Genomic DNA, 16,149 nt, shown 5'->3' on the forward strand with positions numbered 1-16,149 from the left:
AAAATAATTTACATCATGTTTGACCAAAAGTCTTTTGTGCTACTTTCTATAACAAAGAATAACAAGGACATTTTGGAAAAATTAGCTGATAGTAAATTCGCCCGTAATTTCTCTACTTGAAAAAAGGTATAGATTTAGGTATTACTTTCTAACCCAAAAAATCGATATTTCGTTTTAAACCGGAAAATTTGGTACGTTTTACCGCAGATTTTTGGAATACTCTTTTAAATACCTCTTCCGTAATTTCCTCCCAATCTTTTTTGGTCATGGACAGGAGGTCCGGATGCGGATCAAAAAGGGGCTCCCGGTGCGGTTTGGAAAATCGGTTCCAGGGGCAAACATCCTGGCAAACATCACAACCGAACATCCAATCATCAAATTTGCCTTGGAACTCCGTGGGTATCCCATTTTTTAACTCGATCGTAAAATAAGAGATGCATTTACTCCCGTCTACCTCATAAGGGGCAACAATGGCCTGGGTAGGGCAGGCATCCAAACAGGCGGTACAGGTACCGCAATGGTCGGTTACGGGCGAATCGTATTCCAGTTCCAAATCCACGATCAGTTCAGCTATAAAATAGAAAGAACCTACTTGTTGGGTCAACAGGTTACTGTGCTTGCCGATCCACCCCAAACCGCTCTTAGCGGCCCAGGCCTTATCCAGAACGGGAGCGGAATCCACAAAGGCACGGCCATGTACCGCTCCGATCTCGCTGGAAATAAACTCCTGCAACTGTCTTAATTTGGATTTGATCACATGGTGATAGTCCTTCCCGTAGGCATATTTGGAAATTTTATAGGAATCCGGGACTTGCTTTTCGGACGGATAGTAATTCAGTAAAAGGGAAATCACGGATTTTGAGCCTTCCACCAATTTTGTGGGATCCAGGCGTTTGTCAAAATGATTTTCCATATAGCCCATTTCACCGTGCATGTTCCGGTCCAACCATTTCTCCAAACGCGGGGCCTCCGCTTCCAAAAATTCGGCCTTGGAGATTCCACAGGACAAAAAACCGAGGCGCTGGGCTTCGGTCTTGATCATTGTTGTATGTTTCTCCTTTGGGTTCAAATCAAAAAAGCCCTCCCTGGGCATTTCCCTTGATCCTGCCCAAATGTTTATAGGCCAGCTCCGTTACTTCCCGGCCACGCGGTGTACGCATGATAAAACCCTGCTGTATCAAAAAAGGCTCATAGACCTCTTCTATGGTCTCGGCACTTTCGGAAACGGCCGTTGCCAAGGTCGTTATCCCAACGGGTCCGCCCTTGAATTTGTCTATGATGGTCATCAATATCTTATTGTCCATTTCATCCAGGCCATGGGCATCTACATTCAGGGCCTTTAGACCAAATTTGGAGATGTCCATATCTATCTTACCATTTCCCTTTATCTGGGCAAAATCTCGTACCCTGCGGAGCAGTGCATTACAGATACGGGGCGTTCCCCTGCTCCTGCCCGCAATCTCGATCGCGGCATTATGGGCAATGGGAACCTTTAAGATCTCCGCACTGCGCTCTACGATGGTAGACAGCAATTCGGTGGAGTAATACTGAAGCCTGCTCTGGATCCCAAAGCGGGCACGCATGGGAGAGGTCAACAGACCGGAACGTGTGGTAGCGCCTATCAATGTAAAAGGGTTCAGGTTGATCTGTACGGAACGTGCATTGGGCCCCGTTTCGATCATGATATCGATCTTATAGTCTTCCATGGCGGAGTACAGGTATTCTTCCACTATAGGGCTCAAACGGTGTATCTCATCTATGAACAGCACATCGCGCTCGTCCAGATTGGTCAACAGTCCCGCTAAATCCCCGGGCTTGTCCAAAACGGGGCCGGAGGTAATCTTTATTCCCACACCGAGCTCATTGGCCAGAATATGCGCCAAAGTCGTTTTTCCCAGGCCCGGAGGGCCATGGAACAAGGTATGGTCCAGAGCCTCTCCCCTAAGGTTGGCCGCTTCCACAAAAACCTTAAGGTTTTCAAGAACCTGCTCCTGCCCCGTAAAATCATCAAAAGTGACCGGCCGCAATGCCCTTTCCATATCTGTTTCGGCATCCGAAAAATGTTCTCCCGTAGGATCCAAATACTCATTCATAGGCTAACAAAGATAGCGGAAAAAGAAAAAAGACCGCCATGCTTTTTAGACGAGGGAACAAGATTGTTCCAGCGTAAATAAAATTCGTAATTTCATTTTATGGAAAAGAAAATTTACGCCTCGGGAATACTACAGTACATTCCCTTTTTTTATGTGATCTGGTCGGACGACCTGGTCTCCGTTTCAGAAATAAACGTAGTAGAAAAGGCAATAGCCACGGATCCTACTTTGACTGCCGAAGAAAAGAAACAGTTAAAATCCTGGCTGGACGTAAACCGCCCGCCTTCCAATGCGACATTCAAACACTGGAAACAGATCGTTTCCCATTCAAACATAAAACTGATCGAGGACGAAACCTATCCATTGGCTTTTTTTAGTCAAAAAGTAGTCTGTTCCTATTATGATACCTGCCCCTTTAACGACCACCTTAGGGACATTGAAATCAATTTGGGCATACAACCCAATCATTACAATCATTTATTCGATATTGAGGTACAGCACAAAGCAACTTCCGATTTTTACAATGCCCCTGAAATCGATGCGATCTTAAAAGGAAAACATGCAGAGGCCATCGATGGGTTTAGAGCGGTCCTGAAAGATCCGGTTTTTAAATGGGATATACATCGCGATAAGGAGGTGTTCAGAAAAAAGGTTTTGGAACAGGTCCGGTCGCTCTCAAAAAAGGGATACGGTGCCATGGCCTACCCAAAGGGATACGGTGGCACGGGAGATATGGAAGGCTATGCGGCTATTTTTGAACATTTGATGTATGTAGACGGCAGTCTCGCCATAAAGTTCGGCGTACAGTTTGGGCTCTTTGGCGGCAGTATTCAGAAACTGGGCACCAAAAAGCATCATGATAACTATCTTGGAAAAGCCGGGACAGCGGAATTGTTAGGGTGCTTTGCAATGACGGAAACCGGTCACGGTTCCAATGTGCGCGGTATTAAGACTACGGCTACCTATGATAAAAATTCGGATTCCATAGTTATCCATACCCCGGGAAAAAATGACAATAAGGAGTATATTGGAAACGCCCTTCATTCCAAAATGGCCTCCGTATTCGCACAATTGATCGTTGACGGAAAAAATGAAGGCGTACACGCCATATTGGTTCCTTTACGTGATGAAAACCATACGCTGCTCCCGGGGATTACCGTTGAGGACAATGGTTATAAACTGGGACTAAACGGCGTAGATAACGGGAAAATATGGTTTGATCAGGTTCGTGTTCCCAGAGAGAATTTATTGGATAAATACGGAAGTATCACGAATAACGGACACTACCATTCGGATATAAAAAATGCCCATAAACGCTTTTTTACCATGCTGGGCACACTTGTTGGAGGACGGATATGCGTAGCCCGAGCGGGATTGGGCGGAGCTAAAATGGCGTTGACCGTGGCGGTCAAACACGCCCTTAAGAGAAGACAGTTCAATGATAGTATAAAGGTACAGGAAGATCTGTTGATGGATTATCCGACACATCAATTACGGCTCATCCCCTTGGTCGCGTCCGCTTATGTATATCATATCACCCTGGATAAAATGATGGCGGTCTATTGTGACGAATCACAACCGGACAAGCGTATTGTGGAAACCAAGGTGGCGGGATTAAAATCCGTCATAACCTGGTATGCCAATAGCACCATTCAGGAATGCCGGGAAGCCTGTGGTGGAAAAGGGTATTTGACAGAAAACCGCATAGCCGACCTCAAAGGGGATGTGGACATTTTCACCACTTTTGAAGGGGACAACAATGTGCTGTTGCAATTGGCCGCAAAAGGTGTACTGTCCAATTTTAAGGCTGAATTCAACAGTGCCGGATTTTCATCTGTCCTAAAGCTTTTGGGTACGCAATTAAGTGATAAGCTCACCACCATAAACCCGGTATATTCCAACAAAGTGGATCCTGAACACCTGTACAATCCCAAGTTCCATAAACACGCTTTTGATTATCGTACCCGGAGACTCACCTATACTTTGGCCATGCGGATAAGGAACTACATTAAAAAAGGCATCCCTTCCTACCAGGCCTTCCTTAAAGTACAGACCCATTTATTGGCATTGGGAAAAGCCTATAGTATTGAACTGGCCTATCGTACTTTCACCGATTTTACGGAAGGAATCGCAGATACCAAGAACAGGGCATTGTTTCAGAAACTGGGTACGCTCTACGCCCTGCATGAAATACGAAAAGATGCTTCCTGGTATCTGGAACAGGGGTATTTAAACGGTACCAAGTCTAAGGCCATACGCCAGCGTACGGAACGGTTGTCAACAGAATTGCGACCTCATATAGCAGTACTCGTGGACGGTTTTGGCATTCCGGACCATTGTTTATCCGCTCCTATTGTCAAGTAAACCACCATGGATTAGAAATCCATAGTTTTAAACAAAAGAATGAAATTCTTCTTAGAGTTCACCTGTCATTCCAAATGAGGCACGAAGAGGAATCCCATTATTATCAAGATTTCTCGTCACTCGTTCCTCGCTCTGTCGAAATAACAAGATATCCTTAAACATTTATAGAAACCAACGTAACTGCAACGAATCCCGATAGCTCGGGAGCAGGGTTTTAATCTTTAATTTGATAATAAAAAAATTCTTAAAACCGATTGCCTTCAAAACAAGACCATAGGAAAAACCCATTTAAATCAGTCTTTCGCCTTTCGCAATTGGGAAGTATCCAGAAAGTCAAGAATGGTAATCTTGGGGTTCCCATATAAATTTGTCCTGGAAGACCCCCTGGAGGACAGTTGAAAATCATTCAACACCTTTATCCGGGCATTTGGGGAATCTTCGGAGATGAGCAAAGCCGACCGAGCCTCTAAATTCTCGGCCTTAAGGTTCGTGTTCCCGTACAGTTTTGCCATGAGAAAATCCGATGTCCCCTCCAGTTTTGCGGAGGCATTTTTATACATATAGACCGTGTTCTTCTCACCAGTAGAATACACCCTCACATCTATACGGTCCTTTAGGGTAAGATTAAGGGAATCACTCGCTAAATTAAAATCCCCCGAACTTATTTCGTCCATATTAATATCAATGATGTCCGCCGTGGCATTCAATTCCAATCTTGAAGTACCCGAAGTGTTTACATACAACCTGTCTGAAGAAATGACATCTTTCATGCTTATTTCTCCCTTTTTCATGGTTATGGCCGCCAACTCCGTATAAAAAACGGTAATATTCAATTTCTTCTTGGAAGTGATGTTATAGAACGATGAAATGATCAAAGTACTATCGGCGACCTTAAACTTTAGAACATCTATTAAGTTATCATCAATTTCCAGCCCATACCCCTCATTGGAAGATTTTTGCAAGACTATTTCCAAATCGTCATTTAACTGAATGGCGTGAAATGGGGGCAAGTCCTCACGAACTTCCACTACGTTCTTATTTCCTTTTATTTTCGGTTTTCTTTGGGCACTTACCTGAAATCCTACTATACCTACAAGCAATAAAAAGGCAACTCTTTTCATATATTCTTTATTGATAAATATAAAATGAAGGTATCCATTTTTGACTTAAAGACAAAATATCCAACAGCTACTACTGACCGATCTTCAAAAAAAAATGCCCGACTCATCTAGTCGGGCATTTTAATTAAATTCTATTCGCTATCAATGATTGAGCTCTTCTTCGTCATCTTGCAAAGGAACATCTTGCGGTACAAAATCCTGGCCGGGAATAATGTATTCCCCGTTAGCGTCCACTTTACTGTAATCATAGGCCCAACGGTGTACCTCCGGAATGGGGCCGTCCCAGTTACCGTGAATGTGTTTCATTTCCGCTGTCCATTCCAATGTGTTAGAATTCCAGGGATTCTGTGGTCCTTTCTTTCCATAGAATATACTTCTTATAAAATTGAAGACAAATACCAATTGAGCGGCACCGGCTATCAAGGCGAATACGGTCATCAAAACCTGTATATCGGTAAGTTCATCGAACATGGGGAAAGCGGTATTTTCATAGTACCTCCTGGGCACACCTGCCATACCCACAAAGTGCATGGGAAAGAATACACCATAGGCACAAATGGCCGTTACCCAAAAATGGACATATCCCAAATTCTTGTTCAGCATCCTTCCTTCGAACATTTTAGGGAACCAATGGTAAACCCCGGCAAAAAGTCCGTAAAGTGCAGAAATCCCCATTACCAAGTGGAAGTGGGCCACTACAAAATAGGTATCGTGTACGTTGATATCCAACGTACTGTCCCCTAAAATAATTCCTGTTAAACCACCCGTAATAAAAGTAGATACCAAACCTATGGAAAACAACATGGCCGGATTCAACTGCAAATTACCTTTCCACAACGTAGTTATATAGTTGAAGGCCTTCACCGCCGAAGGTATCGCGATCAATAAAGTCGTAAATGTAAATACGGAGCCTAAGAACGGGTTCATTCCGGATATAAACATATGGTGTCCCCATACAATGGTAGACAGGAACGCAATGGCCAAAATAGAGGCTATCATGGCACGGTATCCAAAAATAGGTTTACGTGCGTTTGTGGACATGACCTCAGAGGTAATACCCAAAGCCGGAAGGAGTACAATATACACCTCGGGGTGTCCTAAAAACCAAAATAAATGTTCGAATAATACGGGAGACCCTCCTTGATAGTGCAATACCTCTCCCTGAATGAATATATCCGAAAGAAAGAAAGAGGTACCAAAACTCCTGTCCATAATCAACAACAAGGCCGCCGACAATAAAACCGGAAAGGAAATTACCCCGATAACAGCGGTAACAAAGAAAGCCCAAATGGTCAAGGGCAATCTGGTCATAGTCATCCCCTTTGTTCTTAGATTAAGTACCGTAACGATATAATTCAACGATCCCAAAAGTGAGGATGCTATAAAAATTGCCATAGAAACCAACCATAGGGTCATACCCATACCGGAACCCGGCTGTGCCATAGGCAAGGCACTCAATGGTGGATAAATGGTCCAACCTGCCGCTGCGGGACCAGCCTCTACAAATAAGGAAATGACCATAATAACGCTGGATGTAAAGAACAACCAGTAAGAAACCATGTTCAAGAAACCGGAAGCCATATCCCGCGCCCCGATCTGCAGGGGAATCAATAAGTTACTAAAGGTACCGCTTAGACCTGCCGTTAATACAAAAAATACCATAATGGTACCATGTATGGTTACCAATGCCAAATAGACATCCGCATCCATTACACCATCGGGTGCCCATTTCCCCAAAAGTGCTTCAAAAACAGGGAAGGACTCACCGGGCCAGGCCAATTGCATCCTGAACAATAAAGACATGGCTATACCAATGAACCCCATAATCAAACCAGTAATCAAATACTGTTTTGCAATCATCTTGTGGTCTTGGCTAAAGATGTATTTTGTTACAAATGTTTCTTTATGATGATGTCCATGATCGTCATGTGCGTGATCATCTACGTGTGCATTTGCTGTTGCTACTGACATAATCTAATTGAATTTCTTTTATTTAATTTTTTTTCCAGCCCGGACTATTGTATCGATGCCACCATTGTTTGCTTAAATGTCCGTTGATCGGCCATCCACTTATTGTATTCCTCTTCTGTTTCTACAATAATTTTCATCTGCATGTTATAATGTGATTTTCCACATATTTTATTACACAGCAATACATAGTCAAATTCCCACGGATCCAACACTTCCCCACCTTTAGCGGATTTTTCGGCCCTGATTTTATTCGTTCTTTTTACTTTGGCGACCACATCCGGATTCTGGCGCATTTGCTCCGTAGTATAGATAGGTGTAAAGGAAAATTCCGTGACCATACCCGGTACGCAGTTCATCTGTGCCCTAAAATGTGGCATATAAGCTGAATGCAATACATCTTGTGAACGCATTTTAAAGTTTACTTTTCTACCTACGGGCAGGTGTAACTCCTTTACGATAACATCATCGGCACCATATGAATCGGCCTCATCAAGACCCAATACATTTGCACGGTCAATATCTATCATCCTAACGTTGGCCCCTCCCAAAACGTTATCATCACCTGCATATCTGGCCGTCCAGTTAAACTGCTGTGCATAGAGCTCAATGATCAAGGGGTCATCCTCATCGTTTACATCCATGATATTGGTCCATGTATAAAGACCCCAAAGTATCAGGCCAGCCAATACGATGACAGGAATAATGGTCCAAATAAATTCCAATCGATCATTATCGGCATAGAATAATGCCTTTTTACCTTTTTCACCCCTGTATTTATAACCAAAATAATGTAACAAGGCCTGTGTAAGGGTCTGTACGATAAAGATGATGACAAAGGAGACCAGCATCAAGTAATCATATTCCCCACCATGGGCAGAAGCCGCTTCGGGCAACAAGAATTTGCTGTATTTCCAAAAACTGAAAATTGTAATCCCGTATATAAAAATAAGGAAACCGAACAGTAAATAACCGTTGTACTTATTATCCTTGTCCGAAGCTATTTCCGAATTAGCCGTTCTAAGCTGAGAAAGTTCAAATATCTTGGTCATTTGCCATATAGCAATTGCTACAAGAACTAAAACAGCTAAAGTCAATAATGTCGTCATTGTATGATTTGAAATTATACTTTAAAACTCTTTAATAATGAAAGTGCTTACTTTCTTCGATAAATGGATTCCTTTTTGGTTGCAATGGTGCCGAGGTCAATGCCCGGAATACCCAAAAGATAAATAATCCGGCAAAAAACAGGATAGCGCTTATCTCCGGAATCCCTATATACCATTGATCACCTACCGTTGCTGGCATGATCGCATTAAAAATATCCATATAATGTCCGGCCAGTATAACGATTCCGGCCATGACCACAAACCAATTCAATCGCTTATAATCACTGTTCATCAACAGCAGCACAGGAAACAAAAAGTTCATGGCCACCATTCCGAAAAATGGCAATCTATAGTCCTGGATTCGTGTTACGTAGTAAGTTACTTCTTCCGGGATATTGGAGTACCATATCAACATAAATTGCGAGAACCATAGATAGGTCCAGAAAATACTGATACCGAACATAAACTTGGCCAAATCGTGAATATGGCTGTCATTAACTTCTTCTAAATATCCCTTGGATTTCAAATAGATGGTGACCATGGCTATTACCGTAATCCCGGATACGAACATACTGGCAAAAATATACCATCCGAACAGGGTACTGAACCAGTGTGGATCCACGCTCATAATCCAATCCCAGGACATAATGGATTCCGAAATCAAATAGAAAACCAAGAAAGCCGCGGAAATTCTAAAATTCAATTTAAATTTGGAGTTATCATCGGATTCGTCCTGTTCCAATGATAGTTTCCTGGAATATTGACGGTATGCGATCCAACCTCCTAGGAAAATGGCAGCCCGTATCAGGAAAAAGGTAGGGTTTAGATACCCGGATTTACCCTGCAAAAGTGCATCGTGGGCCACTACATCCGCATCCATCCAAACAAATAAATGATTCATATGCAATACCGATAATACCAATATCACGAACACTATAATTCCACCGGGAACCAAATAGGAGGTAATGCCCTCCATAACCCTAAACAACAATGGGGACCAACCTGCCTGTGCGGCCCTTTGAACGGCATAGAACGCCAACACCCCCAGAGCGATCATCATAAAAAAGAAGGCAGCTACGTATAATGCGGCCCATGGTTTGTTCTGCAATTGGTGCAATACGTGTTCATCGTGCGCAGCGTCATGCCCTCCCCCATGTGCAGCCTCATTACCATGACCGTCTTTGGCCATCGCATGGGACGCTTCCGCGGCATGATCATTTCCATGACCGCCATTATGACTTGCAACTATTGCCTTTGCCTCTTCAACGGTGCCGGGTGCGGCAAGAAATCCACCGATAATGCCCAACAGCCCAACAGCCATTAAGATAATGGAACCTATTTTTAGTCTATTCGAAAACGTATACATACTATAAGATTGCCTATTATTTTGTTAAATCTTCTTTCAATTTCATCACATACTCGGAAACCTGCCACATTTCCGTTGTATTCATTTGTGAGGCATACGACCCCATAGAATTCAATCCGTATTGTACGGTATGAAAAGTTGTTCCAACGGTAATATTACGGGCCACATCATCATAACTGGGCACACCCAATATCTTTTCCCTTTTTACCAAAGTACCTTGCCCCTTACCTTTTGGGCCATGGCAAATGGCACAATAGATATCGTACATTTCCTTACCATTACTCAGGTTTTCATCTTGATCTAAAGAATCTAACGGACTCTGGTTCAGTCTAGCCAATTCCTTTCCCTCGGGCGTATTCTCGAACCCATATGGCAACCAACCCCTATTAATGGTATTTGCCGGTGGAGACATGGCTTCTGATCGCCCGGGCAAAAAATCGACTTCTCCGTATGCTTCATAGCCCACAGGTTCATACATATTGGGCATGTATTGATAGTTTGGCTGGCTCTTATCAAAACAAGAGGCCAACACGACCAACAAACCAAAAGCAATTCCTATTGTCTTAAAACTGTTCATATTCAATGACTGTTTTTTTCTGATATATTTATTTCCACAGCTCCCGTACCCGCTAATAAATCTTTCAATTCCCGTTCATTACCATGAATCTCTATCTCCATTAAAAAATGGTCATCGGTGGTACGCACATCGGGGTTCTCCGCTTTTTTAAAGGGCCACAACCTACTTCTCAGGTAAAATGTAATTACCATTAAATGCGCCGCAAAGAACACCGTAAGTTCGAACATTACAGGAACAAACGCGGGCATGTTCTCTATATAACTAAAGCTGGGTTTACCTCCTATATCCTGAGGCCAGTCTTTGATCATAATAAAATTCATCATCACGATCGCGACCGTTAGCCCAATGCATCCATATATAAAGGACGTAATGGCAATACGTGTAGGTGCCAAGCCCATGGCCTTGTCCAAGCCGTGTACCGGAAAAGGGCAATACACTTCCTCGATATGGTGTTTGGCCGCCTTAACTTTCTTTACAGCATGCATCAGCACGTCATCATCGTTGTAATATGCCTGTATAACTTTAGATGCCATTGTTCTATCTAATTTATTTAATCAGCAGTCATCGGTTGTGCAGTTAGCAGAAATCTTTGCAAAATTCCGTACACTGCTTAACCGTTACTACTTACTGTTTAATTTTTTTGCCTGTCCTGCCCAATCATCTCGTTGCGCCCTCCCGGGAAAAGATCCGGTAATGGAATCCAGCAGGTTATATTCTTTTTCAGTCATCTTTGCCACTTGGGCAAAGGTAAATATGCCTATTTCATTTAAGGTCGTTTCCATTTGAGGACCGATACCTTTTACTTTTTTCAAGTCGTCCGGTGTCTCCTTGGTCGAGTCAAAAGCACCTATGGAACTGAGCAATTCCGACACGCCCTCCTTATCTCCGATTGCAGGGGCTTCATCTTTCACCAACACATCCTCCGTAACAGTATTCTTTATTTCAACCTTAGTATTGGAAATTTGATAAAGCGGTTTCCCGGCATCCCTTAATTTTTTATAACGCTCCCCGGACGATTTTAAAATCGATTTTACTTCCGCCTGGGCGATTACAGGGAAGGTCCTTGAATACAACAGGAACAACACAAAAAAGAATCCTATGGTACCGATAAATATTCCGATGTCCACAAAGGTAGGTGAGAACATGGTCCAGGACGATGGCAAATAATCCCGGTGCAATGAGGTAACTATAATTACAAAACGCTCGAACCACATTCCAATGTTCACTACTATCGAAATAAAGAAAGAGAACATAATGCTTGTACGCAATTTCTTGAACCACATGAACTGTGGTGAGAACACATTACAGGTCATCATGGCCCAATAGGCCCACCAATAAGGCCCCGTAGCCCTGTTAAGGAATGCATATTGTTCATATTCCACACCGGAATACCATGCCATGAACAGTTCCGTAATATAGGCACAGCCCACAATGGAACCTGTAATCATAATTACAATGTTCATTAATTCGATATGCTGAACGGTAATATAGGCTTCCAGACTACACACCTTCCTCATAATGATCAAAAGGGTGTTCACCATGGCAAACCCGGAGAAAATAGCCCCTGCCACAAAATATGGAGGGAAAATGGTAGTATGCCATCCCGGTATTACCGATGTGGCAAAATCAAAGGATACGATGGTATGCACGGAAAGTACCAAAGGTGTGGCCAAACCTGCCAGAACCAGGGAAACTTCCTCAAAACGTTGCCAATCCTTGGCACGCCCGCTCCATCCAAAGCTCAATAAGCTATATATCTTTTTTTGAAAAGGCAATATCGCCCTATCCCGAATCATTGCGAAATCCGGTAACAGTCCCGTCCACCAGAATACCAAGGAAACGGATAGATAGGTTGAAATGGCAAATACGTCCCAAAGTAACGGGGAATTAAAATTGACCCACAAGGAACCAAATTGGTTAGGTATGGGCAATACCCAATAGGCCAACCATGGACGGCCCATGTGGATAATAGGGAACAATCCTGCCTGTATTACAGAAAATATGGTCATGGCCTCCGCCGAACGGTTGATCGCCATTCTCCATTTTTGACGGAACAATAGCAATACCGCCGATATCAATGTTCCTGCATGACCAATACCTACCCACCAAACAAAATTGGTAATATCCCAGGCCCAGTTAACTGTTTTGTTCAATCCCCATGTTCCAATACCTGTGGAAATGGTATAAATGATACAACCTACCCCCCAAAGGAATGCCACCAGGGCAATGGAAAAAACTATCCACCAATGCTTATTGGCCCTACCTTCTACCGGAGCGGCAATATCCACGGTTACATCATGGTAGCCTTTATCTCCAATGACCAGGGGTTTTCGTATAGGTGCTTCGTAATGCGACGCCATAGACTTCTGTTATAATTACTTTCTAGTATTGTTTATGCTTCGTTGGTATTTCTAACTTTTACGTGATAGAACACATTTGGTTTTGTTCCCACATGCTCCAGCAAGTGGTACATCCGGTCACTTTCCTTAAGCTCGGCCACCTTGCTTTCCTTATCGTTGACATCCCCAAATATAATGGCCCCGTTGCCACAAGCCGATGAACAAGCGGTCTGGAACTCACCATCCTCAATAATCCTTCCTTCCCTTTTGGCATCCAAAATGGTCTTTTGTGTTTTTTGGATACACATAGAGCATTTTTCGATAACACCTCTGGAACGAACATTAACATCCGGGTTCAATACCATTTTACCCAAATCATTGTTCATATGAAAATCGAACTCGTCATTATTGTTGTAAAGGAACCAGTTGAACCTACGCACTTTATACGGGCAGTTGTTGGCACAATATCTTGTACCCACACATCTGTTATACGCCATCTGGTTCTGTCCCTGTCTTCCATGTGAGGTTGCCGCAACCGGACATACCGTTTCACAAGGTGCATGGTTACAATGCTGACACATAACCGGTTGAAATGCCACTTGTGGATTATCAGCAGGCTTTTCCAATCTATCGAATGTAGACAAAGAACCATCTCCTTCACGATCGCCAAACATGTAATCGCCCAACCCTACTCCATCTGAACTTTCTTTCTCAGTATTATCCCCCTCAAAAGTATCTTCGGAAGAATAGTACCGATCAATACGCAACCAATGCATATCCCTGGATTTTCGAACCTCTTCCTTACCGACAACGGGAACATTGTTCTCCGCATGGCAGGCAATGACACAGGCACCGCATCCGGTACAGGCATTTAAATCTATGGACATATTAAAATGATGTCCTATGGAACGGTCAAAACTGTCCCAAAGATCCACCGAAGTTGCGGGAACCTCCTGATGGTTCAACGATACCTGAGGCACGTGGTTCCACTCCGCATGGTCTTTTGTATTGAATATCTCTAACGTGGTTTCCTTGATGATATCCCCACGCCCCATTAAGGTTTTATGCAACTGAACACAGGCAAATTCATGATTGCCCGCTGTTTTTTCGATTTTTACGGATTGATGGGTCGAAAAACCATCGTACAACACAAACGCATTGACACCTGTTCTCATCTCCTCCTTCATTCCTATTTTCTTGCCATAACCAAAAGACAACCCAACGGAACCTTTGGCCTGACCGGGCTGAACCACAACGGGAACGTTCTCCAAAGTGATTCCATTAACGGCAAGGCTCACATAGTTCCCGTCCATACCACCATTGGCCACGTTCACGTTTTCAACTCCCAGTCTTTCCGCATCGGCTTTGGATATGGTAACATAATTATCCCAGGAAACTCTGGTAATTGGATCTGGAAACTCCTGCAACCATGGGTTATTGGCCTGTTGACCATCTCCCATTCCCACCTTGGAATACAGCACCAACTCCATGTCGCTACTCGTAGTATTCGCCAAATTTCTAATAGCGGACGCTATCGGAAATACCTCCTGAACCTCTGTTTCCGTATCCTCGGAAGCCATTTCGGTTTCATTCACTACAGCAACGGCAGCAAAAACACCGTCCTGCAAGGTCTGGTTCCAGTCCGCTCCATTCAAAATAGAAGTCTCCCAAGTTTCCTTTATATAATCGTAATAGGATTTATCACTCCCCATCCAATTCAACACAGCACCCTGAAACTGTTTGGTATCGAACAATTCCTTTATGGCGGGCTGCGTTAAACCATAATGCCCTTTCTTTATCTGCACATCGCCCCAGGACTCCAGATAGTGGTTTGCAGCGGCCGTATATTGAACGGCTTCCGTAGTCTCGTTCCAATTAGTGGAGAACGCCACGGACAAATCCACTTTTTCCAAACCTTCCTTAAATTCCGAAGCATTCGGCAAGGAATACACAGGGTTCACCCCATCCATGATCAAAGCTCCGACCTTACCGGCTTTCATATCTGCAATAAGGGCGTTCACAGCCTTAGTATCTCCCTGTCTTGTATATCTTGGTGAAGCCGCATCAAAAGCTTTACTCCCCAACAGTTCATTAATTGCCAAAACCACGGCTTGCGCATTTACATCATCCAGACCGGAAACCACAACTGCAGAAGAACCTGCCTTGCGCACCTCAGCGGCTATCTGATCCACAATAACATCATAATCCGAAGTACTCCCTCCAACATTGGTTCCATTCAACTTACCATACAGCTTGGCCAAAACAATTTTTTGCGCCGTTGGTTTAAGCGGAATTCTTTTATCCGCATTTGCACCGGCAAGAGACATATTGGCCTCTATCTGGATATGCCTGGACATTTTTCCCTTCTTAGGCACTCGTCCCTTGGAATATCCACTGTCGTAACCGCCACCTTGCCAATCCGAAAGGAAATCCGCTCCAAAGGACACGATCAAACCTGCTTTTTCAAAATCATAATCCGCCAAAGCCCGTTCGCCGTATTTATTCTCAAAAGCGGTAAGTGCGGCATCTTCGGAAATAGCGTCATAAGCAACGTGAACTACATTTTCATTGGCCACCTTCAATTCACCGACCAATCTATCCGTAGAAGGACTTGCGTAAGTTTGCGTTAAGAAGGCGATTTTTTTAGAAGAACCCTTCAAACTGGCCATTTTTGACTTTACGGCCGCATTCAACACATCCCATTCAACAGGTTCGCCATTGGCCACAGGCCCCTGCAATCGTGTACTATCATAAAGTGACAAAACGGAAGCCTGAACCCTGGCATTTGCGGTTCCGCCCACTTTTGCCATGGTATTGTTCTCTACCTTGATAGGCCTACCCTCCCGGGTCTTTATCAAAATGTTCGCAAAATCAAATCCGTTAGCTATGGTCGTAGCATAGTAATTGGCAACACCGGGAACAATATTCTCAGGTTGGACAACATAGGGAATGGACTTAATGACCGGTCCCTCGCATGCCGCCAAAGAAGCTGCAGCTGTACTAAAACCGACATATTTTAGAAAGTCCCGACGATTGGTATTCGTAGATGAAAGCGTTTCTTTATCCCCCAAAAAGTCATCGACCGGAATTTCCTCCACAAATTCGTTCTGTCTTAGCGTCTCAACAATGGAATCGTTGGGATTTAACTCCGCTTCGCTTTTCCAATATTTTTTGTTTGATGCCATATGCAATACCTATAATTAGCTTCTTTA

11 protein-coding genes are annotated in these 16,149 nt (G+C 43.6%); 1 reads left to right on the top strand and 10 read right to left on the bottom strand.

All coding sequences use genetic code 11. From position 1 onward, the window contains the following. Positions 1-148: 148 nt before the first annotated feature. Together queG and ruvB are read right to left on the bottom strand one after the other, a co-directional pair. Positions 149-1,042 (bottom strand): tRNA epoxyqueuosine(34) reductase QueG, encoded by an 894-nt coding sequence (gene queG, locus ACKWB9_RS07165; RefSeq protein WP_414002327.1) that lies wholly within the window; start codon positions 1,040-1,042, stop codon positions 149-151. A gap of 28 nt (positions 1,043-1,070) precedes the next feature. After that, entirely contained in the window at positions 1,071-2,093 is a 1,023-nt protein-coding gene (gene ruvB / locus ACKWB9_RS07170) for a Holliday junction branch migration DNA helicase RuvB (RefSeq protein ID WP_414002328.1), read from the bottom strand. A gap of 99 nt (positions 2,094-2,192) precedes the next feature. On the opposite strand from ruvB, the gene ACKWB9_RS07175 reads away from it, so the two are divergent. Further along, positions 2,193-4,457 carry an acyl-CoA dehydrogenase family protein gene (locus ACKWB9_RS07175; RefSeq protein ID WP_414002329.1) on the top strand — a complete coding sequence of 755 codons (2,265 nt, stop codon included), beginning with the start codon at positions 2,193-2,195 and terminating at the stop codon, positions 4,455-4,457. A 293-nt stretch (positions 4,458-4,750) separates the two neighbouring features. Here the strand turns inward: ACKWB9_RS07175 and ACKWB9_RS07180 are convergent, their stop codons facing one another. The 8 genes from ACKWB9_RS07180 to ACKWB9_RS07215 form a co-directional block, all read right to left on the bottom strand. Next, entirely contained in the window at positions 4,751-5,578 is an 828-nt protein-coding gene (locus ACKWB9_RS07180) for a GIN domain-containing protein (protein ID WP_414002330.1), read from the bottom strand. 141 nt (positions 5,579-5,719) lie between these two features. Then, the gene (locus ACKWB9_RS07185; protein ID WP_414002331.1) at positions 5,720-7,549 is read right to left on the bottom strand and encodes a cytochrome c oxidase subunit I; all 1,830 of its coding nucleotides are present in this window, start codon (positions 7,547-7,549) and stop codon (positions 5,720-5,722) included. 44 nt (positions 7,550-7,593) lie between these two features. After that, positions 7,594-8,655 (bottom strand): cytochrome c oxidase subunit II, encoded by a 1,062-nt coding sequence (locus tag ACKWB9_RS07190; RefSeq protein WP_414002332.1) that lies wholly within the window; start codon positions 8,653-8,655, stop codon positions 7,594-7,596. Positions 8,656-8,686: 31 nt separating this feature from the next. Continuing rightward, positions 8,687-10,021, bottom strand: a complete 1,335-nt coding sequence (locus tag ACKWB9_RS07195) for a quinol:cytochrome C oxidoreductase (RefSeq protein WP_414002333.1) — start codon at positions 10,019-10,021, stop codon at positions 8,687-8,689. Positions 10,022-10,037: 16 nt separating this feature from the next. Further along, complete coding sequence (locus ACKWB9_RS07200; RefSeq protein ID WP_414002334.1) at positions 10,038-10,598, bottom strand: c-type cytochrome; 561 nt, start codon at positions 10,596-10,598, stop codon at positions 10,038-10,040. Positions 10,599-10,600: 2 nt separating this feature from the next. Next, on the bottom strand, positions 10,601-11,131 hold the full coding sequence (locus ACKWB9_RS07205) for a DUF3341 domain-containing protein (protein ID WP_414002335.1): 531 nt from the start codon (positions 11,129-11,131) through the stop codon (positions 10,601-10,603). 87 nt (positions 11,132-11,218) lie between these two features. Next, on the bottom strand, positions 11,219-12,958 hold the full coding sequence (nrfD, locus tag ACKWB9_RS07210) for an NrfD/PsrC family molybdoenzyme membrane anchor subunit (protein ID WP_414002336.1): 1,740 nt from the start codon (positions 12,956-12,958) through the stop codon (positions 11,219-11,221). Between the two features lie 32 nt (positions 12,959-12,990). Further along, positions 12,991-16,122 (bottom strand): TAT-variant-translocated molybdopterin oxidoreductase, encoded by a 3,132-nt coding sequence (locus ACKWB9_RS07215; RefSeq protein ID WP_414002337.1) that lies wholly within the window; start codon positions 16,120-16,122, stop codon positions 12,991-12,993. Positions 16,123-16,149 lie beyond the last annotated feature (27 nt).

The organism is Maribacter spongiae, from assembly GCF_047345125.1.
GTDB lineage: Bacteria > Bacteroidota > Bacteroidia > Flavobacteriales > Flavobacteriaceae > Maribacter.

Excerpts from the sequence above, each read along its gene's own strand:
- nrfD (WP_414002336.1), bottom strand. The coding sequence starts at position 12,958 with ATGGCGTCGCATTACGAAGCACCTATACGAAAACCCCTGGTCATTGGA.
- ACKWB9_RS07180 (WP_414002330.1), bottom strand. The coding sequence starts at position 5,578 with ATGAAAAGAGTTGCCTTTTTATTGCTTGTAGGTATAGTAGGATTTCAG.
- ACKWB9_RS07215 (WP_414002337.1), bottom strand. The coding sequence starts at position 16,122 with ATGGCATCAAACAAAAAATATTGGAAAAGCGAAGCGGAGTTAAATCCC.
- ACKWB9_RS07200 (WP_414002334.1), bottom strand. The coding sequence starts at position 10,598 with ATGAACAGTTTTAAGACAATAGGAATTGCTTTTGGTTTGTTGGTCGTG.
- ACKWB9_RS07205 (WP_414002335.1), bottom strand. The coding sequence starts at position 11,131 with ATGGCATCTAAAGTTATACAGGCATATTACAACGATGATGACGTGCTG.
- ACKWB9_RS07190 (WP_414002332.1), bottom strand. The coding sequence starts at position 8,655 with ATGACGACATTATTGACTTTAGCTGTTTTAGTTCTTGTAGCAATTGCT.
- ACKWB9_RS07195 (WP_414002333.1), bottom strand. The coding sequence starts at position 10,021 with ATGTATACGTTTTCGAATAGACTAAAAATAGGTTCCATTATCTTAATG.
- ACKWB9_RS07185 (WP_414002331.1), bottom strand. The coding sequence starts at position 7,549 with ATGTCAGTAGCAACAGCAAATGCACACGTAGATGATCACGCACATGAC.
- queG (WP_414002327.1), bottom strand. The coding sequence starts at position 1,042 with ATGATCAAGACCGAAGCCCAGCGCCTCGGTTTTTTGTCCTGTGGAATC.
- ACKWB9_RS07175 (WP_414002329.1), top strand. The coding sequence starts at position 2,193 with ATGGAAAAGAAAATTTACGCCTCGGGAATACTACAGTACATTCCCTTT.
- ruvB (WP_414002328.1), bottom strand. The coding sequence starts at position 2,093 with ATGAATGAGTATTTGGATCCTACGGGAGAACATTTTTCGGATGCCGAA.